Source organism: Algoriphagus marinus, assembly GCF_001936475.1.
GTDB lineage: Bacteria > Bacteroidota > Bacteroidia > Cytophagales > Cyclobacteriaceae > Algoriphagus > Algoriphagus marinus.
On the sequence record NZ_MSPQ01000002.1, the window covers coordinates 442,759 to 463,096 of the forward strand.

A 20,338-nucleotide genomic window follows, 5' to 3' on the forward strand; every position below is an offset into this window, starting at 1 on the left:
TGGATGTATCGGCAGCTAAGCGAGTAGGATGATCTAAGGAATAGAAACCTTGGTGAAAAATGGTTTTTGAGGACACTTCGGGCTTCGGTCACTTGTACTGAGCGTAGCTGAAGTATCCGTCTTCCAGCCTATCAACCAAAGAAAATAATAGTACCGGAATCATTGCAGATACACCAGATATTTTCTTAGGAATTCATCAATTCCTCAATTTCCTCCGCTTCAACCGGAATATTACCCATCAGATCCAGATAACCATTTTCCAGAACCACAATATCATTTTCAAGTCTTACTCCGAATCCTTCGGCAGGAATATAAATCCCAGGCTCCACGGTAAATACCATCCCAGCCTTGATAGGAAAATGCATCGTTCCCACATCATGTACATCCAATCCTAAATGGTGTGAGGTACCATGCATGAAGTACTTCTTATATGCCGGCCAATCTTTGTCCTGATTTTTGATATCTGTCTGATCGATCAGTCCAAGACCGACTAGCTCACTCTGCATAATCAAGCCTACTTCCTTATGGTAATCCTGAATCGTAACTCCAGGAGTCAGCATGGCAGAAGCTTGGTTTTTCACACGAAATACTGCATCGTAAACCGCACGCTGTCTTGGTGAGAATCTCCCGTTGACGGGAATAGTTCGTGTCATATCAGCATTATAGTTGCCATACTCTGCTCCCACGTCCATGAGTAGGAGTTCCCCGTCATTACAGGCTTTGTTGTTTTCAATGTAATGCAGGACACAAGCAGACGCACCTGATGCAATGATCGGCTCATAGGCAAATCCTTTGCTTCGGTTACGCACAAATTCATGCAGAAATTCTGCCTCAATCTCATATTCGGTTACACCAGATTTCACAAAGGATAATATTCGTCGGAATCCTTTCTCGGTGATATCGCATGCAATCTGAAGTTGAGCTATTTCTTCTTTTTCTTTCACCCCTCTCAATTCATGCATGATTGGAGCGATTCGCTCATATTCATGAAGCGGATATTTCTCTTTGCAGGTTTTGATAAAGCGAGCATCTCTAGTCTCTACATGAACTCCCGCTCGCAAATGCTCATTGGTATTCAGGTAAATATTTTTGGAGAGTGCCACTACGGTGTTGAATACCAAATCGAATTCTGCCAACCACTTGATGTTCTGAATACCTGAAGCAGCTTCGGCTTCTTCCTTAGTGTATTTATGACCTTCCCAAACTGCGATATGTTCATTGGTTTCTCGGAGAAAAAGCACTTCTCGCATCGCGGGAACCGGGCAATCTGGAGCTAATAACAAAATAGTCTCTTCCTGATCGATACCACAGAGGTAAAACAAGTCATTGTTTTGGCGAAATTTCATCGTGCCATCCGCATTGGTCGGCATGATATCATTGGCATTCAAGATTGCTACGCTGTCAGATTTAAGCTTGGCAACCAACTTTTTCCGATTTCGCTGATAAAGTTCTTTTGGGAGTGGAGTATACTTCATGTAGAATTTTGATTTATCTGGCAGGAATTTACAAAAATCTCGTTCAAAAGGCAGTAAAAACAAACCTTAAACCAACTAGTTGCTTTAATTTGTACTTTGCCGAAAGAGGTAGCATAAGCATGAATTTAAGCATTAAAGAATTAGCCAACGGAATTCGAATTGTCCATCAGGAAGTTACGCATACGCGATTGGTTCATTGTGGATTTATCCTAAATATTGGCAGCCGTGATGAAACCAAAGAGCAAGAGGGATTAGCGCATTTCTGGGAACATATGGCATTTAAAGGCACCAAAAAGAGAAAAACTTTCCATATTCTCAATCGATTAGAGTCACTCGGGGGTGAATTGAATGCCTATACCACCAAAGAGAAAATCTGTTTCTATGCCTCCACTTTGAAGGAACATTATAATAAATCCGCTGAATTACTATTTGACATTACATTTAACAGCACCTTTCCGGAGAAACAAATAGAAAATGAGCGTCAGGTTATTTTGGAAGAAATGGCCATGTATAGAGACTCTCCCGATGATTCCATCCAAGATGAATTAGATGAGTTGGTATTTGAGAATCATTCGTTGGGAAGAAATATTTTAGGAACAGAGGCTACTGTTTCAAGTTTTACTCAACTGGATTTCTTTGATTTCATCTCTACCCATTTGGATACTTCAGAGATTGTTTTTTCAGTAGTTGGAAATATTTCTTTCAAGAATGCACTAAAGGCAATCGAAAAGGACTTAGCTCAAATTCAACCAAAAAGAAGCTTGTATGTGAGAAGTGAATTTCACAACTATACTCCAAAAGATAAAACAGTGGAGCGTGATGTGACCCAATCACTCTGTGCAATTGGCAGACCAGCCTTTTCGCTTCATAATTCAAATCGGTATAAACTTTTTTTGCTTAATAATATCTTGGGAGGACCAAGCATGAACAGTAGATTAAATCTGATGCTTCGTGAAAAACATGGCTTGGTATATAGCATAGAGTCTAGTTACCACCCTTTTTCTGATACAGGATTCTTTGGCATCTATTTCGGAACAGAGAATAAAACTTTGAAAAAAGCCAAAAATCTCGTTTTGAATGAAATGAAGAGATTACAAACTGTGAGATTGGGATCAAATCAGCTTCACATGGCAAAAGAGCAAGCCATTGGACAAATGGCGATGGCGGAGGAAAACTATTCGGGGCTCATGCTAGTCTATGGAAAAAGCCTGCTCGATCATGGCAAGGTAGATTCCCTGGAGTCAATTTTCAATCAAATCAGATCGACAACAGCCGAAGACATACTAGAAATTGCTAATGAGATCTTCAATCCCTCAGAACTGACTTTTCTTACCTATAAGCCTTCCTAACATGGAATTTATTGACCCAGCCCTATTGGACTATTGTGAAAAGCACACTTCAGAGGAAGATGCATTGCTTCAAAAAATCACCCGTGAGACAAGAGCCAAGGTATTGATGCCTCGGATGATTTCGGGTCATCTGCAGGGTAAAATGCTGGAAATTTTTACTAAAATGCTGAATCCAAAAACCATTTTAGAAATAGGCACCTATACCGGATACTCGGGAATCTGCATGGCTAGAGGATTGTCAAAAGATGGAAAATTGATCACCCTTGATATCAATGATGAACTGGAGAAAATGGTCAGAGGATTTTTTGAAGAAAGTGGACTAGCCGATCAAATCGATTATAGACTTGGAAATGCACTGGAAATAATACCTGAATTACCAGGGCCTTTTGATTTGGTTTTTATTGATGCAGACAAATTCAACTATGATAAATACTTTGATTTGGTGATCGATAAAGTAAGTCCTGGAGGGATCATAATGGCAGACAACGTGCTTTGGTCTGGAAAAATATTGGTAGAAGGAGGAAAAAAAATTGATAAGGATACACAGGCAATACTTGATTTTAATTCCAAAATACAAGAAGATCCTCGTGTAGAAAATATCCTCCTTCCTATCAGAGATGGAGTGATGATGGCAAGAAAAATCTAAGTCTACTAAAAAGGGAATCATTTTTGCTAAAACATGGCTGAAACGTAAGTGAAAGCCTTTTTCAAATGAACTTATCCCGACTATACTATTCTATCTTCATTGTCAACTTGTTTTTTATTTCAACAGCATTTGGGCAGATCCCTCAAGTGCCGGCAGAAATCGAATTTGCCGATCTAATCGTGCGAATTAATCCACAGGCAAGGCGGGAAATCCAACTCGATGTGGATGCTCAGTACAGAAACCCCAACTATTTCAAGATCAAGCAAGAGCGCGTAAATCTCTATATGCCAATTATAGAACGTGAACTAGAAGCTGTTGGAGTTCCTTTAGATTTGAAATATTTGGTAATTCAGGAAAGTAGTTTGATTGGAAATGCAGTTTCTACTTCAAATGCAGTAGGTTTTTGGCAATTCAAGCAGGGAACTGCGGAAGAAGTCTTCCTACGAGTAGATAATCAGATAGATGAGCGCCAAAACATCGTTTCTTCAACTCGGGGTGCGGCTCTTTATCTTCAAAAACACAATAACACATTTGACAATTGGATGTGTGCATTAGTATCCTATCAAATGGGATTGGGAGGTGCGAAAGCCTATTTTGGAACACAGTATAACGGGAAGCGAATTGTCGATATTGATCGAAATAGTCATTGGTATTTCAAGAAATTCTTAGCCCACAAAATTGCTTTTGAAAATCAAATCGGAGTTTTTGCAAGTAATTCCAATCAGGAACTAGTCGAGGTTAAAGTTCAGGGACCTACAACATTATCTGCTTTAGCAAAAAAGTATGGCGTTTCTGAAGACCATTTAGAGGAATACAATACTTGGGCAAAAAATGGAAAAATCCCTGGGGACAAAAGTTATTCCTTGGTATTCATCAAACAGGGTGAACTTCCTGTCCAACCAGCGATTGTTCAACAACCTACCCCTCAAAAAAGTCAAAATTATACCGCTGACAAAAATAGCCCTGCCTACAGGAAAGCAAATTCCTATCCGAAAGTAGCAGGAAACACTACTAAAGCTTCAGAGCCAGACCAAATTACAGTGAATGATCTAGATGGAGTTCAAGCACCTCAATCTACTTCACAGGCTAGGTTCACAGATCAAATTGGAATCAAGGAGAAAAAATTTCGAAGGCTGAATGATCTTGAGGAACAAGCTCCTATTGAGGCTGGGAAATACTATTATACTGAAAAGAAAAAGGCAAGAGCAGAAGTAGAGACTCATATCGTACAACCAGGAGAGACTCTTTGGAGTATTTCTCAAAAATATGGAATCAAACTTTCTTCTCTTAAATCTAAAAACAGAATACGACGAGATAATGAGTTAAAAGTCGGTATGGTGCTCAACCTGCAAGAATCCAGAAAACGTGGCGAGGAAATACAAATTATCCCAGTCTCGTCTCCTAAGGTACAAAATACGGTAGTCGCTCAAGCTCCAGAAAGAAAAGAGACAGTCGTGCAACAATCCCCAGTCACAGATTCAAAATCCACTTCGAGCCAAATCACCCATACCGTATCTCCTGGAGAAACTGTATTTGCAATAAGTAAACGATACGGAGTGACAATGGATCAGCTTAAAAACTGGAATAAAATTGGTAGCCAAAACATCATCTCCGTAGGTCAAAAATTAGTTATTTTCCGACCTTAATTTGCTATTCCCCAATCGTTTTCGAATGTATAAGTATTCTTTCCTTTTTGGGATATTAATGGTTTTTCTTAGCCAGGTCTCTATGGCTCAAGACCGGATCATTATACCTGATACCGTTTTGATTAATGGGGATACACTCTTGATGCTGGGAGATTCACTGATACTCGAAGAGCCTATTAAAGAGATTTTCTGGAAAACAGGTGGGAATTATAATCTAAACATCCAGCAAGTAACTCTCTCCAACTGGGCTGCCGGGGGTGCAAGTACTCTTGCATTAAACTCAGGACTCTCACTTTTTGCCAACTATAAGAAAGACAAAAAGGTCTGGGATACTCAGTTGAATATTAACCTCGGATTTAACAGACAGGGAAACCGAAACTTCGAAACTAGAAAAACCAACGATAATTTCCAGTTTGTAAGTAACTATGGACGTGAGCTTTCGGAGTTTTTCTACCTTTCAACCCAGCTGGATGCGAGAACCCAACTCTTAGCTGGATACAAATATTCCCGACCAGCAGGGAGTGATTTAGAAACCCGAACCAAGATTTCGGATTTACTTTCTCCTGGATACGTACAATCTTCAACTGGTTTGAACTATCGAAAAACATATAAAGACAAAAGTAGAATTTCAATTATCCTTTCCCCATTCACGGGAAGATTTACGATTGTGATGAATGACTCTCTCAGTCAGGCGGGAGCTTTTGGGGTCGAAAAAGGTGAAAATGTGCGTGCTGAGGCAGGGGTTTCAATAGCAGCTTCGGTTACCGATATTCGATTGATGGAAAATGTGACTTGGAAGTCTGACATCAACCTGTTCTCAAATTATGAACGCTTCGGAAATATGGTGGTGAACTTCAATTCGGTAATCAGAATGAAGGTGAACCGTTTTATATCAACTCGAATAGAAACGGTAATTATCTACGATGAAGAGGTTTTCATAAAACAAGATGATGGGAGTTCCAAACAAGCAGTACAGCTGCAGAACTTGATCAACTTTGGGATTTCTTTGGATTTTTAGAAATCAGTTTCCAAGCCAAACCGTTTTTGAAATTCACCTAATGCGGGATGAAGTTCCTTTAATCGTCGAAGTTTATCCGAATCAGTATAGTAGACTTTTACATTCTCTTCCAGATCATCCCTAGATTCCACGACAATTGGACATCTTCCAACGCCAGTTTTTTTCCGAATGATACTGACCAATTCAGGCTTCATCTTTTGCGCTAGCTCATCTTGCACATGTCCTACTACATGAAGAATCACTTGATTGTCTTTGACATGAATAGTCTGAAGGATTGCAAGCTCCATGTTTTTATCATGAGCTTTGAAATGCGCCAAAATCTCAGGAAGGACTTGATCGAGAATTTCGGAAGTAAGCTTTTTGTCTGTATTTACTTCAATTACTTCCTTCTTCTCTTGGTTAGCCAAAAGCGATTGACTTTCTGCCTCCGATTTTTTCTCCTCCATCAATTTTTTGGTATGGAGAATATTTTTGGGAATGGAAATCGTCCGTTGAATTGGACTTGAAGGCTTGGAAGGTGGAGAAATTACTTCTTCTTGGGTATCTAGCTTTGGAGAAGAGTTCTCTTCACTCAGATTTTTTTTTTTGTGTCTTCAGCAGCAACAGTTGCCAAGTGGAAAGCACGTGAGAGTTTGGAAATTTTCATCAAGGCCAGTTCAACATGCAGTCGCTGATTTTTGCTAGTCTTGTAATTGATATCGCATTGGTTAGCAATATTCAAAGCAGAAAGCAAAAATGAAACAGAAGCTGATTGGCACTGCTCCAAGTATTTTTGTTTGGTCGAGTCAGAAACTTCCACCAAATCAATAGTAGCAGGATCCTTTGCCACCAAAAGGTCTCTCAAGTGTTCGCAGAGTCCCACAATAAAGTTATGACCATCAAATCCTTTTTTCAAGATCTCATCAAAAGTCAGTAGTACTGCAGACAAATCTTCCTTGAGGAAACTATCTACTACCCTGAAATAGTAATCGTAATCAAGAATATGAAGATTGTTGATGGTCTCTTGATAGGTTACTTTTTTTCCCGCCGAATAGGTGACAATCAAGTCAAAAATAGAAAGTGCATCACGTAAGGCTCCGTCGGCTTTAGTGGCAATTAATCGAAGCGCTTCTTCTTCATAATCTACCTTCTCCTTTTTCGCGATACCTTCTAAATGGTCAGCAATATGCTTTACCTGAATCCTGTTGAAGTCAAAAATCTGACATCTTGATAGGATTGTCGGGAGGATCTTGTGTTTTTCTGTAGTAGCCAAAATAAAGATGGCATACTTAGGAGGCTCTTCTAATGTTTTCAGAAATGCATTAAATGCATTTGCAGAAAGCATGTGCACCTCATCAATAATATAGACTTTGTAATCTCCTTTTTGAGGAGCATATCGTACTTGATCTACCAGATTTCGGATATCGTCTACAGAGTTATTGGAAGCTGCATCGAGCTCATAGATATTAAATGAGCTATTATTTTGGAAGGAAACGCAGGAGTCGCAATTGCCACAGGCTTCAAAATCCGCCTGCAAATTTTCACAGTTGATGGTCTTTGCGAGGATTCTGGCGCAAGTAGTTTTGCCCACACCTCTTGGACCACAAAACAGAAATGCTTGAGCTAAGTGCTTGTTTTTGATTGCATTCTGAAGCGTGGTAGTGATATGCTGTTGACCCACGACACTTTTAAAATCCGCGGGTCTATATTTCCTTGCCGAAACGACGAAATTTTCCATCGCTGCAAGATATAAAAAACTCAATATTCAGAGAGGACTTTGAAAACTATTCTGAGATATTTTAGTCTAATCGACTGACAAACAATCCAATGAAAATTCAAAGATTTTTGATTTTTTTTACTGAACACAGAGATGAGCTATGGAACCAAAAATCCCTTACTTTTGTCATCCTAACAAAATGGGGCTGACCGGTATTGACAGTAAGTGTAAAGATCGGGCTCGCATGCAGGCTGGAGTATGTACGGCCTTAAAAGATTCATACGCACTATAAATGGCGAAGATTCTTACGCTATGGCTGCCTAATCTTACCTTAACAGGAAAGAAAGCTTAAAGGGTTGAGTTACGAGAGTAATTCCCCGGCCACATCCCTCCGCCCCCCGTCCTTTCGGGGTGGATCTTGGGGTGTCGACTTGATTGGACTGCGGCTTGTGATGCTATTAAGCAGGTCTAAGACAAATAGCTAAGTCGGAACTAGGTGTGTCACCCAGCATATTTCGATCGAAAACCCAACAGGTGACTAAGCATGTAGACGGTACGCTGTTTCCTTATCTGGACGCGAGTTCGAATCTCGCCAGCTCCACAAAAAAGCCTCCTGAGTTCAGGAGGCTTTTTATTTAACCCGTAAAGTAAGCTTCAAGCTCAGACATCATGGCTGATTTATCTCGAAGGTCGTTGATGATTTTACCTTTTTCCAGCAATACAATTCGGTCGCAAATCTCGGTGACGTGATTCAGGTCATGACTTGAAATCAAAAATGTTGTATTTGACCGCTCCTTTTCCTGAAGAATTAATTTCTTCAATCTGATCTGCGAACTTGGATCCAGATTCTCGAAGGGTTCGTCCAAAAATACCACGTCAGGTTTACCCATCATTGCAGCAGCAATTCCTACTTTTTTCAGGTTTCCTTTAGATAGATCTCGGATATATTTCTTTTTGCCAATAATCTCCTCATTGAATAACTCACTGAATTTCTCCAAATGAACTCCCAAATCAGCTTCTGACATGCCGTAAATTTTGCGAAGCGTCTTGAAATACTCATCCGGTGTCAAGTAAGTCAACAGCATATGCTCATCAAGGTAAGCTCCGGTAGTCGCTTTCCATTCTTCTGATTTGCTTACATCCTGTCCATCAATCGTCACCGAACCTGATGTAGCCCGTACCAAATCGAGCATGATTCGAAATAAGGTCGTCTTCCCGGCCCCATTATTTCCCACCAATCCAAAACACTCGGATTTTGGAATACTCAGCTGCTCAACATCTAAGACAACTGCTTCTTTGTACTGTTTCTTTAATTGATTGACGTATATCATGATTCTTGACGGAATGAAGATGAAATTTCGTAACGATTTGAGTTGATGCGATCAATATTGATTTTACTGAGCGGCTTGAATGCGAAAATCCCAATAATCCCGCTGATCCCTAAGGCAAGCAAGCCCACATAATCATTGAACAACAGCGAAAATGGAAGATAAATCAAATATGGACCGGCCATCATTGGGATAATGATCAGGAACTGAGCAGCCCCTACCCCTTCGTAATTAAACATGGCCCCTTTATTCAGATCCATTGGTTTTGGCTTCCAAAGTGCCAAATAAATAATCACATGAATCAAAACCCCAATGTTAAATAAGAATGTGGCGATATGAATCAATAGAATATTCCAACCGAAATACACGTAAGGAATCGATGCTAAAAAACAGATCACAGAGATGCTGATAAAGAGTAAGTATTTCCCTTTTACCAAGGCTTCCACCCCATCTTTTCGATTTAGGAAAAAGTCAAAATTTCCTGAATTCCAACTGAGAAACTGCTGTCCATATTGGATCATAAAGATCCCGGTGATAAAAACTCCCACAAAAATAAAAATTGCAGAGATTCCTCCATCCTCACTTTGGTACATAGGATTGGTATAGAAAATCAATCCGTACAACAAGAAAAATGCAGAAAGCATCAAGTAAGTACGACTCTTCTTATGTCTTATGATAAGCTTCCATTCCAAATTTGCCAACTCTCCTGCTAATCCAAATCTGGAGAAAAAACCTATCGATTGCCCGACGAATCGAATCTCATCTTCCTCAGCCAAATCTTCCAAATAGGCATTATCCAAATAAAATCTCCTGCAAAGGATGAAAGTCCCAATCATCAATAAGGCCAAAACGGCCATTGGGATTGGGCTAGTCAATGCAAAGTCAAAGATTGGCTTGGTCACTTCCCCTAGATTGAACCAGCCCATATAACTAGAACCAGCTCCCAATGACAAAATGACAAACACAACTATAATTCCGATCAAGCCATCTTCAAATCGTTGCTTAAACCAAAGCATAAACCAGTGCAAGGTCCAACTGGTGAACACAATACTACCAATCCAGAAAACTGCACCACTGTTTCCATACTCAGGAGCAATAATTTGAAATGCAGAAGGTAGAAATAGCAGAATCGCAATAACTGATAAGGCTGAAATAAAGGATCGAATCAACAGCATGGAGATGATTCTCCCCTTCCCAATCGGTAAGTGAAGTAAGCTTTCCAATTCGATAACCGGGAGGGTCTGGAGAAAATATCGGTACATGAATTCTCCTAAAAAGAAGAAAATCAGATAGCTGTTTAAAACCACAATTGGATCTTGGCCTTCGGCTAAAGTGTCAATAATCCGAGGCAGGAAAATCCCTGCACCGAAAACATACGCAAGTAAAACCAGCACTAAAAAACCCAATAGCACATTTGCCATGGCACTTTTAGCGAATGAAGTGGATCGGAAACTTTTTAGAAACTGTAACCTGATTAATTCAAAAATCATAAAATTTGCAGTTGAATATTCTTTCTAACTTTACACCTAAAGTATAACCAAACTTGCAAAAAGTTTTAAAATAAGCAGATAAAAAAAGGATAAAGGATGGAAGTCGTACAGGAATTAGGATTTTTCGAGACCGTAGAAGCACGTCGATCAGTTAGGTTATTCGATCAGGAAAGCCCCTTTGATCACGATTTAGTCAAAAAATCCTTAGAGGCTGCCATTCTTTCTCCAAACAGTAGCAATCTGCAACTCTATCAATTTATCCGAGTTCCAGAATCCTCCCCGGTCAAGGACAAGCTGGCCGAACTTTGCATGCGCCAAAAAGCTGCAACTACCGCACGGGAACTCGTAGTGGTCGTGACAAGAAGAGATCTCTGGAAATCCCGGGCAGCGGCAAATTACGAATACATCAAATCAGCCACTCAAAACCAACCCGAGAAAAAGAAGAAACAAGCATTAAGCTATTATGGGAATTTGATCCCGAAACTGTATTCTAAGTATCCAGGCTGGACAATTCTAAAAAAGCTAATTGCATTTTTTATGGGGTTGAAGCGCCCTATGGTACGTGAAGTCGGCGAGACCGAAGTGCGGATCTCCGTTCATAAGTCTGCGGCTCTTGCTTCCATGACTTTTATGCTCGGGATGAAAGCTGTCGGTTATGACACCTGTCCTATGGAAGGATATGATTCCAAGCGGGTCCACAAACTCCTAAATCTCAGTTCCGGCTCCGAAATCTGCATGATCATCGGATGCGGCAAAGGACTTCCTGGTGGGATATATGGAGAAAGGTTTCGGGTGGATTCTAGTGAGTTGATTTGTAATTTGTGAATCAAATCAGAAAGCTGAAGTTAGAAATCTAAAAAAAACAGGAGTCATTAGCCTCCTAAGATTTAAGAAAATTAAGAAACGATTCAATAATTTAGTTTTCTAAAAATCTTAACTACTTACTTTTTCATGGATAGAGACCTAAAAGACAGAACCAAAAAATTTGCACTTGAAATCATAAAGCTTGTTTCGGAGTTACCAAAATCTACTGTTGGGTTTGAATTGGGAAAGCAGCTTATCAGGTCAGGCACTTCATTAGGAGCTAATTATAGAGCTTCACAACGTGGAAGATCTCGAGCTGAATTCATCTCTAAATTATCAGTTGTTCAAGAGGAGGCTGATGAAACTGTTTTTTGGCTAGAATTGATTTCCGAATCCAATTTACTTTTTGAAGATAGAATTAAATCGGCTTTAAAAGAGGCAAATGAATTGACAGCGATTTTTACAACCATGCTAATAAATTCAAAGAAAAATTCTGGCTAGCCTTTCAGATTTCTCATTTCAAACTTCTGACTTTAGTACCCATATTTCCCCTTCCACTTCCCACTCAAATACCTTCTCAATTCATTTTCCCGAGCATTATCTCCAGGATCGTAGAGCTTTAATCCTTTGATTTCTTCGGGCATAAATTCCTGAGCGACAAAGTTACCTGGGAAGTCATGGGAATATTTATAGGCTTTGCCGTAATTCAGGTCTTTCATCAGTTTAGTCGGAGCATTTCGCAAAGCTAAAGGCACAGATAAATCTCCTTTTTCTTTGACCAAAGCCTGGGCCTGGTTTATGGCCAAATAAGCTGCATTACTTTTCGGAGAACTTGCCAAATAGGTCACACATTGGGAAAGAATAATTCGGGATTCTGGGTAACCGATGATTTTCACTGCTTCAAAACAATTGGTCGCGAGCAGCAAAGCATTCGGATTCGCATTGCCGATATCTTCCGAAGCGAGGATGACTAACCTTCTTGCGATAAACTTTACATCCTCTCCCCCTTCGATCATTCGTGCCAGCCAATACACCGCGGCATTAGGGTCCGAACCCCGAATGGATTTGATAAAAGCAGAAATGATATCATAATGCTGCTCTCCTGATTTATCATAGAGTGCGACTTTCTGCTGGGCAATCTGCATCACGATTTCATCGGTGATTACACAGGGATTCTCGTTGATTCCATCAATGACGATCTCCAATAGATTCAAAAGCTTCCTCCCATCTCCTCCCGAAATCCGTAGCAAAGCATCCGTTTCTTTCAACTCAACCTTGATTTTTTTCAAATCCACATCTTTCTCCAAAGCCTGATGCACCATGGCTTCCAATTCCGATTTCCCAAGCGGGTTCAGCGTAAAAACCTGACATCTGGATAGCAAAGCCCCATTGACTTCGAAGGATGGATTCTCGGTAGTTGCTCCGATCAATCGGATTACTCCTTTTTCTACGGCCCCCAAAAGTGCATCCTGCTGAGATTTATTGAAGCGGTGAATCTCATCGATAAAGAGAACCACTCCCATCTGGAACTTCGCTTTCTCAATCACCTCCCGAATATCTTTCACCCCCGAACTGATCGCCGATAGCGTGTAAAAAGGCGCTTTGATCTCATTGGCGATGATATTTGCGATGGTAGTTTTTCCAACTCCCGGAGGTCCCCAAAGAATCAGCGAAGGGACATTGCCCGACTTGATCGCTTTGAAGAGAAATGAGTTGGGCGAAGATAAATGAGCTTGCCCGATTAGCTCTTCTAATCGGGTTGGTCGCATTCGCTCTGCTAGTGGGGTATTGTTCATTTTTTTTAAGAATCAAAATTCAAAGTCTAAAAAAATATACTATTAATCAAAAAGGGATAGGTTAGACAAAGGTTTTGAACTTGAATGCACCGTCAAAATGGTAATCCTATTTAAATCATGGATTGCATAAATGATTCTGAAATTTTTAAAAATTAGCTCTCTAATACTTTGATTATTTAGTTCTGGAATGATTCGTCCGATCTCTGGAAATTTAATCAAGATCTCAGCTTTTTGAAAAATTTGATCAATCAGTTGAAAAGAGTAGGAATTAGAAAAATTTGAATAGTATTCTTTGATTGAATAAATATCCTCAACAGCCTGTTTTGACCATTTTATTTCGACCATTCTTCAATCATTTTTTTAGCTTGTTCGCTAGTATAGTTTTGTCCTTTTTGCGCTTGATCTAGTCCTATTTCTATTTTGTTCAGTAAAATAAGTTTCTCCATTAAATCCTCTATCGAGAATTCTTCGGGAAGTGATTTGATTGCTTCAAGGGCTTTTTCTTTGGATATCATAGATTTTGATGTTTAAGTCTAATTTAGATAATATTTCTTTTAGGGTTTAGAAATCTTAAAACTATCTAATCCGTCTCCCAAACTCCTCCAACTGCTCATCTCCAAAATCGTGATGCGTAACAAACCGAACGAGGTCCGCTCCGAATTTGACTGATTTAATGTCTTTTTGAGAAAGCTTGCTCATAAATTCTTCCGGAGTGGTTCCTTCCAGTCTAGCTATCACAATATTGGTTGAAACCGGCAAAACTTCAGAAACAACTGGCAAATCCAAAAGCATTTCCCCCAGCTTTCTCGCTCGGGCATGGTCTTCTTTTAGACGGTCAACTTGGTGATCCAGCGCATAAATTCCAGCAGCCGCTAAGAAACCCGCTTGACGCATGCCTCCACCAAAGACTTTTCGAACTTTTCGAGCTCGCTTGATATCAGCTTTGCTTCCTAGCAATACTGAGCCAATCGGACAACCTAAACCCTTGCTCAGGCAAATGGAAATCGTATCAAATTGGGCTCCCCAATCTGCTGGATTTTCTCCAGTTTCTACTAAAGCATTGAATAACCTCGCCCCATCCAAATGAAGCTTCAATCCTTTTTCTCGGCAAAGCGCATGAATAGGTTTGATTTCATCCAAGGTATAAATACTCCCTCCACCTTTATTCATCGTATTTTCCAGCGACACCATCGTGGTCTCCGGAGCATGAATATCATCCGGATTGATGGAAGCGGCAACTTGAGTTGCAGTGATTTTTCCCAAATCTCCATCCAACAACTTCACCGATGCCAATGAATTCGCCATAATTCCGCCTCCCTCATAGAGATAGATATGGGAATATTTATGACAGATCACTTCGGTTTGAATTCTTGTATGTAACCGAATCGCAATCTGATTGGTCATCGTCCCAGAGGGACAAAAGATCGCAGCTTCCATCCCGAATAGCTTGGCGATTTTTTCTTCCAAGGCATTGACAGTCGGGTCTTCTCCAAAAACATCGTCCCCGACAGGAGCGGAAAACATCGCCTCACGCATACCTGTTGTTGGCTTGGTCAGCGTATCACTTCTTAAATCTATGATCATTTTCTAGTAAAATAGTCGTTTTTTGAACTGCTTGATGGAGCCAAGGTTTTGATTGCAGCCGCCGCCTCAATCGGTCTATCCGTAGCTAAAATATCTGCTCCTTTTTGCACGAATCCTGCATAAATCTCATCTCCTCTGGCAATGGCACTTCGATCCAAATTACCCAAAACACCCAGAATTGTAAACACGCCTTTCTCATGCAAGGCTTGATTAAATTCCTGTGGGCGCTCGGCCACTCCGGTAAATGCAATCACCCGAGTCCAAGGAATCCCTGTTTCTTCAAATCGCCGAATCTCTTCTTCATTTCTTATTGTGATCGAAAGCATCAGCTCTGGAGCCAAGTAATGCATTTTCTTTGCTGCCGCAAAGCTATAGGTAATCACCGCGGCATGTGCTTCGGAGTCTGTTTCCCGGATTTCTTCAATCAACTTTTCATAGGGAACAGACTGCTTTACATCAACCGTCAGCAATACTTTGCCTTTGGACCAGGTTAAGGCCTCTTTGAAAGTTGGAACTTTGAAATCAGTCTGTGCTCCTGTTTCGTCTTCCAGAAATAAAGTCTGAATGTAATCGTAAGTAACCTCTTCAACTTTCCCCTTCCCTGTGGTGGTTCGCTCCAAATCGTCGTCATGCATGAGGATCAATACCCCATCTTTGGTCATGGCCACATCCAACTCAATAATGGCTGGGGTATATTTGATGACATTGGCAAAAGTCTCAATCGCATTCTCAGGAAAACCTGGATAAGGTCCGCCACGATGTGCTGAGACTAAAGGAATTCGATCCGAAGTCCAGGTATAAAAATCTCGAGTCTCCTCCAGATCCTCTACTTGAATCAGAAAATCTCCCGTCTCTACAGTGGAAGTTTCTTCAGCAACGGTTAGCTCATCAGTAGTTGCGCTTTGTCCGCAACCTGAAAAAGCCAGTGCGAGAAAAAGAATCCAATTCCAGTTAATCTTCATTTTTCTTTCCTTCTTTTTTGAAAATAAAATCCAGCCCACTACTTCGCTTTTCAAAGATCTCTTCCATGTCTTTCAGCTCCAGATTTAATGCTTTGGTGGAAATCTGAATCTCAATCAAGGAAATCAGGAGCGAAACTAAGAGCGAAGCCATACTTCCTACAAATACCCAATTCGCAGCTATGGTATAGCCTCGGAAGAGCAAATACATACAAATGATGCACAATAAAAAGCTAAATACTCCGAAGAGTTGCATGTTTTTGATTAGCGTCAGGCGGCGACGGAGGTTGTGAATTTGCTCCACGATGATTTCCTGATCGGGACCTTTGATGTAGTTTTTATGAAGTCCCCGAATCAAACTGGCAATCGCCAAAAACCGATTGGTAAAAGCCAGCATCAATAAGGTGATGGCCGAAAAAAGTAGCGCTGGGGTGGAGAGTTGGAGTTCCATAAATTTTTGCGTGTTTTTAAAGATGGTTCATTTTCAGAAAAGCACAAAAAAGCCTGCACTTATTTAGGCAGGCTTAAGTGATTTTAATAAAATATTGATTACGCTACGTTTCCAATTACGACCAGCTTTTCCAATGTCGGTGACTCCGAACCTCCTTTTGGTTCGATGGTAATGGCAAAAGCTCCGGCTTGTGCTACGGCCTGCATTTGCTGAAGTGTCATCTTCTCGCCTTCATTGACCAGACCTATTCCGATTGGCCCTTGATCTCCAATTGCCCAAAGCTGATAATCGTATTCGTCACTTAGTTCATTCAGGTTATTCACTGCCACAAATACTTCTTGCGCACCTTGATCCCAGAAAAGATTCACAGATGCGTCCTTCTGCATGTTCAAACTTTCACCTTTGAGTTTAACCAATCTGAAATCTCCTGCTACCAATTTATCTAATTGAGAATCCTTGGCCTCAAATTCCAATTTTACTTGATTGAGGTTGTCTGCCATTACGGATTGCTCCTGAAGTAAAGCAGTAAATTGCTGCTCTTTTTCATAAAACTTACTGGCATAGAAGATCGCGACTGATGAGGCTAAAACTGCCACTAGTGACGCTGCCACTGCAAATGATTTCCAAGGAGAAAGAGGAACCACTTTTCCCTGCGCGGGAGCTGTATTTGAAATTGGTTTTGTTTCTTCTTTGAATTCTGAATCAAGTGAATCAAAAATCTTCGCCTTTATCCCAGCAGAAGGAGCAACTCCAATCTTGTGGTCAATGTCAAACATTGCTTGCTCCAGCTCATCCAATTCCTGCTGGATTTCCGGGTATTGTGCAGCCATGGAAACCACCTCTGCACGCTCGCGCTCCGAAAGCTCCCCAAGAAGGAAAAGCTCCAGTTTGCCTGATGTGATGTATGCTTGAATATCCACTTAAATGCTGTCTAAATTTTTCTTTAATACCTGAATTGCCGCTCTCACTCTGGATTTAACCGTCCCAAGGGGGATGTCAAATTCCTCAGAAATCTCCGAATGGGTATATCCTTTGAAATAAATATACTCAATGATAAATCGCTGATCCTCATTCAGGTCATTCATCAACTCTTTGACACCAATGGCATTGACTTGATCCATGGTATCTGAATTGCTTTCTAATCCATATACGAAGTCATCAATGGTATTGGTCTTACTGGATTGGGAGATTTCTTTGGATCGAGTTTTATCAATGGCTGAATTTCTACAAATATTGGCCATCCAAGTGTATAAACGGCCTTTGGACTCCTCATATCTATCGATCTTCTGAATGATTTTCACAAACGAATCATGAAAAACCTCCTCAGCAATATCCTTATCAAAAATAATTCTGGAAATCACACCAAAAAGTGCACGAGAATATTTCTCATAGAGATATTCAGTCGTTTTTCGATCTTTTGCTCGAAGTCCTGCGATTAATTGTTGCTCTTCCAAGGGGAGTTTTTTGGCTAAAAAACAAAGCACAAGATCAAAGGTTTGACCTTGTGCTTTTTTATTGCTAGTTACTTTAGATTACAAGTGAATCACTTCATCGTAAGCCGCAGCAGCAGCTTCCATCACTGCTTCAGACATGGTTGGGTGAGGATGCACAGTCTTGATCAATTCATGACCTGTGGTTTCCAGTTTTCTCACAGCTACGATTTCTGCGATCATTTCAGTGACGTTTGCTCCGATCATATGCGCTCCAAGAAGCTCACCGTATTTCTTATCAAATACCAATTTCACAAAACCGTCTTTTGCACCCGCTGCTGAAGCTTTTCCAGAAGCAGAGAAAGGAAACTTACCAATTCTCACCTCATAGCCTGCTTCTTTAGCTTTCGCTTCGGTCATTCCGACAGAGGCAATTTCAGGAGAGCAATAGGTACAACCTGGGATATTTCCGTAATCCAATGGCTCTGGATGATGTCCTGCGATTTTCTCCACGCAAATAATTCCTTCAGCAGAAGCTACGTGAGCTAAAGCTGGTCCTGGAACCACATCACCGATGGCATAATAGCCAGGCATATTCGTTTTGTAATATTCGTCAACTTTAATCTTGCCTTTTTCGACAAGGATTCCCACGTCTTCCAATCCACAATTTTCCAAATTAGAAACAACCCCAGCTGCAGAAAGAACCACATCGCATTCTAGAGTTTCTTCGCCTTTGGCAGTTTTTACGGTCACTTTGCAACCTGTGCCTTTCGTATCGACTGCAGTCACTTCAGAAGAAGTCATAATAGTCATTCCTGACTTCTTATAGATTTTCTCCAGCGCTTTAGAAACCTCTACATCTTCCACTGGAACAATTCGATCCATATATTCTACAATCGTCACTTCCGTACCGATAGAGTTGTAGAAATAAGCGAACTCCACTCCGATTGCACCAGAACCTACCACCACCATTTTCTTTGGCTGCTTTTCCAAAGTCATCGCTTTGCGGTAGCCTATGATTTTCTTATCGTCAATCAACATGGATGGCAATTGTCGAGCGCGAGCCCCAGTTGCGATAATAATATTATCAGCAGCATAGACAGTTTTCTTGCCTTCCTTATCTGCTACTTCGATTTTCTTACCCGCTTGGATTTTACCCCAACCTGCAATCACATCGATTTTATTTTTCTTCATTAAAAAAGTAACACCCTTGCTCATGCCGTCGGCTACTCCACGGCTACGCTTTACCATTCCTTCGAAATCTGCATTTGCTTCCTTTACAGAAATCCCGTAATCCGCAGCATGCTGGATGTATTCAAAAACCTGAGCACTTTTCAGCAAAGCTTTGGTTGGGATACAACCCCAGTTGAGGCAAATACCACCCAACTCTTCTGCTTCTATGATAGCAGTTTTGAGACCGAGTTGTGATGCACGAATAGCAGCTACATAACCTCCTGGACCACTGCCCAACACGATCAAGTCATATTTTGTCGAAGACATATCTTAAAATCTTATTTGATAACTGATTGAAACTATGCAAAAATAGGCCTTTTGGATTCAGAAAAAAATTTGGTCTAAGCCTTGAAAAATGGGATTGAGATGATACTTGACTCATTTGGAAAATGTCAACCAATGATAATTCTTTAGATCAAATCAACCATCAAATATTATTTTTAAAATCAAGCTATTACAAGATTTTTAGGGCTACATAATCACTTTTTCGAATCGATTCGGATTTGAAATCGGAAACTTTGGGTTTTTTCCTAATTTTGGGGCAACCAAAAAATAAAATCGAATGGGTTTACTTTCCGGAAAGACCGCGTTGATCACCGGCGCATCAAAAGGCATCGGCCGAGCAATTGCAATCCGATATGCAGAAGAAGGCGCCAATGTGGCCTTCACTTTTTTATCCAGTATAGAAAAAGGCCAGGCACTTGAAGCGGAATTGGCTGCTTTTGGCATAAAGGCAAAAGGCTATCGCTCTGACGCATCTGACTTCAAAGCAGCAGAAGAATTGGTGAATAATGTGATCGCTGATTTTGGCGGATTGGATATTCTAATAAATAACGCTGGAATCACTCGTGACAATCTCTTGATGCGAATGACTGAGGAAGCTTGGGATGAAATCATGAATGTGAATTTAAAATCCTGTTTCAACACAGTAAAAGCAGCAACGCGAACCATGATGAAAGCGAAGGCTGGATCCATCATCAACATGACTTCAGTCGTAGGCGTAAAAGGAAACGCAGGTCAAGCAAATTATGCTGCCTCTAAAGCTGGAATCATTGGTTTCTCTAAATCAGTAGCTTTGGAATTAGGCTCCAGAAACATCCGTTGCAATGCCATTGCTCCGGGATTCATAGAAACTGAAATGACTGAGGCATTGGATGAAAAAACTGTTCAAGGCTGGAGAGATGGTATCCCGATGAAGCGTGGTGGCAAGCCTGAAGAAGTGGCTAATGCCTGCGTATTCTTGGGATCTGATATGAGTAGCTATATCTCAGGGCAAGTACTGCATGTAAATGGTGCGATGTATACCTAATTGGGAAGTACCAAGTTTGAAATAAGAAATTTGAAATAATGGCGGCTGGGGAAACTCAGCTGCTTTTTTGTTTTAACCGCAAAGTGCATTAAGGGACGTAAAGCGATGGGGATTTATTTATTCG

The 20,338-nt window shown here is 40.7% G+C and carries 21 protein-coding genes and 1 other RNA gene; 8 read left to right on the forward strand and 14 right to left on the reverse strand.

Features of this window, described 5'->3' with window-relative positions; translation table 11 throughout:
- Positions 1-185: 185 nt before the first annotated feature.
- On the reverse strand, positions 186-1,475 hold the full coding sequence (locus tag BVC88_RS06315) for an aminopeptidase P family protein (protein ID WP_075349793.1): 1,290 nt from the start codon (positions 1,473-1,475) through the stop codon (positions 186-188).
- A 119-nt stretch (positions 1,476-1,594) separates the two neighbouring features.
- Between BVC88_RS06315 and BVC88_RS06320 the strand changes: the two genes are divergently transcribed.
- The 4 genes from BVC88_RS06320 (at position 1,595) to BVC88_RS06335 (ending at position 6,134) form a co-directional block, all read left to right on the forward strand.
- Positions 1,595-2,824, forward strand: coding sequence for a M16 family metallopeptidase (locus BVC88_RS06320; protein WP_075349913.1), 1,230 nt, complete (start codon positions 1,595-1,597; stop codon positions 2,822-2,824).
- Position 2,825: 1 nt separating this feature from the next.
- Positions 2,826-3,470 (forward strand): O-methyltransferase, encoded by a 645-nt coding sequence (locus BVC88_RS06325; protein WP_075349794.1) that lies wholly within the window; start codon positions 2,826-2,828, stop codon positions 3,468-3,470.
- 65 nt (positions 3,471-3,535) lie between these two features.
- Positions 3,536-5,116 carry a lytic transglycosylase domain-containing protein gene (locus BVC88_RS06330; RefSeq protein WP_075349795.1) on the forward strand — a complete coding sequence of 527 codons (1,581 nt, stop codon included), beginning with the start codon at positions 3,536-3,538 and terminating at the stop codon, positions 5,114-5,116.
- Positions 5,117-5,141: 25 nt separating this feature from the next.
- Complete coding sequence (locus tag BVC88_RS06335) at positions 5,142-6,134, forward strand: DUF3078 domain-containing protein (RefSeq protein WP_075349796.1); 993 nt, start codon at positions 5,142-5,144, stop codon at positions 6,132-6,134.
- On the opposite strand, the gene BVC88_RS06340 is transcribed toward BVC88_RS06335, so the two are convergent.
- Both BVC88_RS06340 and BVC88_RS06345 read right to left on the reverse strand, forming a co-directional pair.
- Positions 6,131-6,580, reverse strand: coding sequence for a hypothetical protein (locus tag BVC88_RS06340; RefSeq protein WP_075349797.1), 450 nt, complete (start codon positions 6,578-6,580; stop codon positions 6,131-6,133). The two genes, BVC88_RS06335 and BVC88_RS06340, sit on opposite strands and share 4 nt — an antisense overlap.
- A 125-nt stretch (positions 6,581-6,705) precedes the next feature.
- Positions 6,706-7,851, reverse strand: coding sequence for a DNA polymerase III subunit gamma/tau (locus tag BVC88_RS06345; protein ID WP_075349798.1), 1,146 nt, complete (start codon positions 7,849-7,851; stop codon positions 6,706-6,708).
- 180 nt (positions 7,852-8,031) lie between these two features.
- Here BVC88_RS06345 and ssrA point away from each other — a divergent pair.
- Positions 8,032-8,434, forward strand: a transfer-messenger RNA (tmRNA) gene (ssrA, locus tag BVC88_RS06350).
- 31 nt (positions 8,435-8,465) lie between these two features.
- On the opposite strand, the gene BVC88_RS06355 is transcribed toward ssrA, so the two are convergent.
- Complete coding sequence (locus BVC88_RS06355; protein WP_075349799.1) at positions 8,466-9,161, reverse strand: ABC transporter ATP-binding protein; 696 nt, start codon at positions 9,159-9,161, stop codon at positions 8,466-8,468.
- Complete coding sequence (locus BVC88_RS06360) at positions 9,158-10,648, reverse strand: DUF5687 family protein (protein ID WP_075349800.1); 1,491 nt, start codon at positions 10,646-10,648, stop codon at positions 9,158-9,160. The genes BVC88_RS06355 and BVC88_RS06360 overlap by 4 nt, the downstream gene beginning before the upstream one ends.
- 96 nt (positions 10,649-10,744) lie before the next feature.
- On the opposite strand from BVC88_RS06360, the gene BVC88_RS06365 reads away from it, so the two are divergent.
- On the forward strand, positions 10,745-11,473 hold the full coding sequence (locus BVC88_RS06365; RefSeq protein ID WP_075349801.1) for a nitroreductase family protein: 729 nt from the start codon (positions 10,745-10,747) through the stop codon (positions 11,471-11,473).
- 126 nt (positions 11,474-11,599) lie between these two features.
- Complete coding sequence (locus tag BVC88_RS06370) at positions 11,600-11,953, forward strand: four helix bundle protein (RefSeq protein ID WP_075349802.1); 354 nt, start codon at positions 11,600-11,602, stop codon at positions 11,951-11,953.
- 32 nt (positions 11,954-11,985) lie between these two features.
- Here the strand turns inward: BVC88_RS06370 and BVC88_RS06375 are convergent, their stop codons facing one another.
- The 9 genes from BVC88_RS06375 to lpdA all read right to left on the reverse strand — a co-directional run bounded on the left by BVC88_RS06375 (position 11,986) and on the right by lpdA (position 19,172).
- Positions 11,986-13,248 (reverse strand): replication-associated recombination protein A, encoded by a 1,263-nt coding sequence (locus BVC88_RS06375; protein ID WP_075349803.1) that lies wholly within the window; start codon positions 13,246-13,248, stop codon positions 11,986-11,988.
- Between the two features lie 42 nt (positions 13,249-13,290).
- Positions 13,291-13,593 carry a type II toxin-antitoxin system RelE/ParE family toxin gene (locus BVC88_RS06380; RefSeq protein WP_075349804.1) on the reverse strand — a complete coding sequence of 101 codons (303 nt, stop codon included), beginning with the start codon at positions 13,591-13,593 and terminating at the stop codon, positions 13,291-13,293.
- Positions 13,581-13,763, reverse strand: a complete 183-nt coding sequence (locus BVC88_RS06385) for a hypothetical protein (protein ID WP_075349805.1) — start codon at positions 13,761-13,763, stop codon at positions 13,581-13,583. The genes BVC88_RS06380 and BVC88_RS06385 overlap by 13 nt, the downstream gene beginning before the upstream one ends.
- Before the next feature lie 61 nt (positions 13,764-13,824).
- On the reverse strand, positions 13,825-14,832 hold the full coding sequence (locus BVC88_RS06390; protein ID WP_075349806.1) for a threonine aldolase family protein: 1,008 nt from the start codon (positions 14,830-14,832) through the stop codon (positions 13,825-13,827).
- Complete coding sequence (locus BVC88_RS06395; protein WP_075349807.1) at positions 14,829-15,794, reverse strand: glycerophosphodiester phosphodiesterase family protein; 966 nt, start codon at positions 15,792-15,794, stop codon at positions 14,829-14,831. The genes BVC88_RS06390 and BVC88_RS06395 overlap by 4 nt, the downstream gene beginning before the upstream one ends.
- Entirely contained in the window at positions 15,784-16,242 is a 459-nt protein-coding gene (locus tag BVC88_RS06400) for a DUF2721 domain-containing protein (RefSeq protein WP_075349808.1), read from the reverse strand. Before BVC88_RS06400 ends, BVC88_RS06395 begins: the two co-directional genes overlap by 11 nt.
- Before the next feature lie 98 nt (positions 16,243-16,340).
- Entirely contained in the window at positions 16,341-17,162 is an 822-nt protein-coding gene (locus BVC88_RS06405) for an anti-sigma factor (protein ID WP_075349809.1), read from the reverse strand.
- Entirely contained in the window at positions 17,163-17,696 is a 534-nt protein-coding gene (locus tag BVC88_RS06410) for an RNA polymerase sigma factor (protein WP_075349914.1), read from the reverse strand. It abuts the gene before it with no gap.
- Positions 17,697-17,774: 78 nt separating this feature from the next.
- A complete protein-coding gene (gene lpdA, locus BVC88_RS06415) occupies positions 17,775-19,172 on the reverse strand; it encodes a dihydrolipoyl dehydrogenase (protein WP_075349810.1) in 1,398 nt (465 codons plus the stop codon).
- A gap of 295 nt (positions 19,173-19,467) precedes the next feature.
- Here lpdA and fabG point away from each other — a divergent pair, with 295 nt between their 5' ends.
- Entirely contained in the window at positions 19,468-20,214 is a 747-nt protein-coding gene (fabG, locus tag BVC88_RS06420; RefSeq protein WP_075349811.1) for a 3-oxoacyl-[acyl-carrier-protein] reductase, read from the forward strand.
- The last annotated feature ends 124 nt before the right edge of the window (positions 20,215-20,338 follow it).

Coding starts and splice junctions, on each gene's coding strand:
- BVC88_RS06315 (WP_075349793.1), bottom strand. CDS start 1,475: ATGAAGTATACTCCACTCCCAAAAGAACTTTATCAGCGAAATCGGAAA.
- BVC88_RS06320 (WP_075349913.1), top strand. CDS start 1,595: ATGAATTTAAGCATTAAAGAATTAGCCAACGGAATTCGAATTGTCCAT.
- BVC88_RS06325 (WP_075349794.1), top strand. CDS start 2,826: ATGGAATTTATTGACCCAGCCCTATTGGACTATTGTGAAAAGCACACT.
- BVC88_RS06330 (WP_075349795.1), top strand. CDS start 3,536: ATGAACTTATCCCGACTATACTATTCTATCTTCATTGTCAACTTGTTT.
- BVC88_RS06335 (WP_075349796.1), top strand. CDS start 5,142: ATGTATAAGTATTCTTTCCTTTTTGGGATATTAATGGTTTTTCTTAGC.
- BVC88_RS06340 (WP_075349797.1), bottom strand. CDS start 6,580: ATGGAGGAGAAAAAATCGGAGGCAGAAAGTCAATCGCTTTTGGCTAAC.
- BVC88_RS06345 (WP_075349798.1), bottom strand. CDS start 7,851: ATGGAAAATTTCGTCGTTTCGGCAAGGAAATATAGACCCGCGGATTTT.
- BVC88_RS06355 (WP_075349799.1), bottom strand. CDS start 9,161: ATGATATACGTCAATCAATTAAAGAAACAGTACAAAGAAGCAGTTGTC.
- BVC88_RS06360 (WP_075349800.1), bottom strand. CDS start 10,648: ATGATTTTTGAATTAATCAGGTTACAGTTTCTAAAAAGTTTCCGATCC.
- BVC88_RS06365 (WP_075349801.1), top strand. CDS start 10,745: ATGGAAGTCGTACAGGAATTAGGATTTTTCGAGACCGTAGAAGCACGT.
- BVC88_RS06370 (WP_075349802.1), top strand. CDS start 11,600: ATGGATAGAGACCTAAAAGACAGAACCAAAAAATTTGCACTTGAAATC.
- BVC88_RS06375 (WP_075349803.1), bottom strand. CDS start 13,248: ATGAACAATACCCCACTAGCAGAGCGAATGCGACCAACCCGATTAGAA.
- BVC88_RS06380 (WP_075349804.1), bottom strand. CDS start 13,593: ATGGTCGAAATAAAATGGTCAAAACAGGCTGTTGAGGATATTTATTCA.
- BVC88_RS06385 (WP_075349805.1), bottom strand. CDS start 13,763: ATGATATCCAAAGAAAAAGCCCTTGAAGCAATCAAATCACTTCCCGAA.
- BVC88_RS06390 (WP_075349806.1), bottom strand. CDS start 14,832: ATGATCATAGATTTAAGAAGTGATACGCTGACCAAGCCAACAACAGGT.
- BVC88_RS06395 (WP_075349807.1), bottom strand. CDS start 15,794: ATGAAGATTAACTGGAATTGGATTCTTTTTCTCGCACTGGCTTTTTCA.
- BVC88_RS06400 (WP_075349808.1), bottom strand. CDS start 16,242: ATGGAACTCCAACTCTCCACCCCAGCGCTACTTTTTTCGGCCATCACC.
- lpdA (WP_075349810.1), bottom strand. CDS start 19,172: ATGTCTTCGACAAAATATGACTTGATCGTGTTGGGCAGTGGTCCAGGA.
- fabG (WP_075349811.1), top strand. CDS start 19,468: ATGGGTTTACTTTCCGGAAAGACCGCGTTGATCACCGGCGCATCAAAA.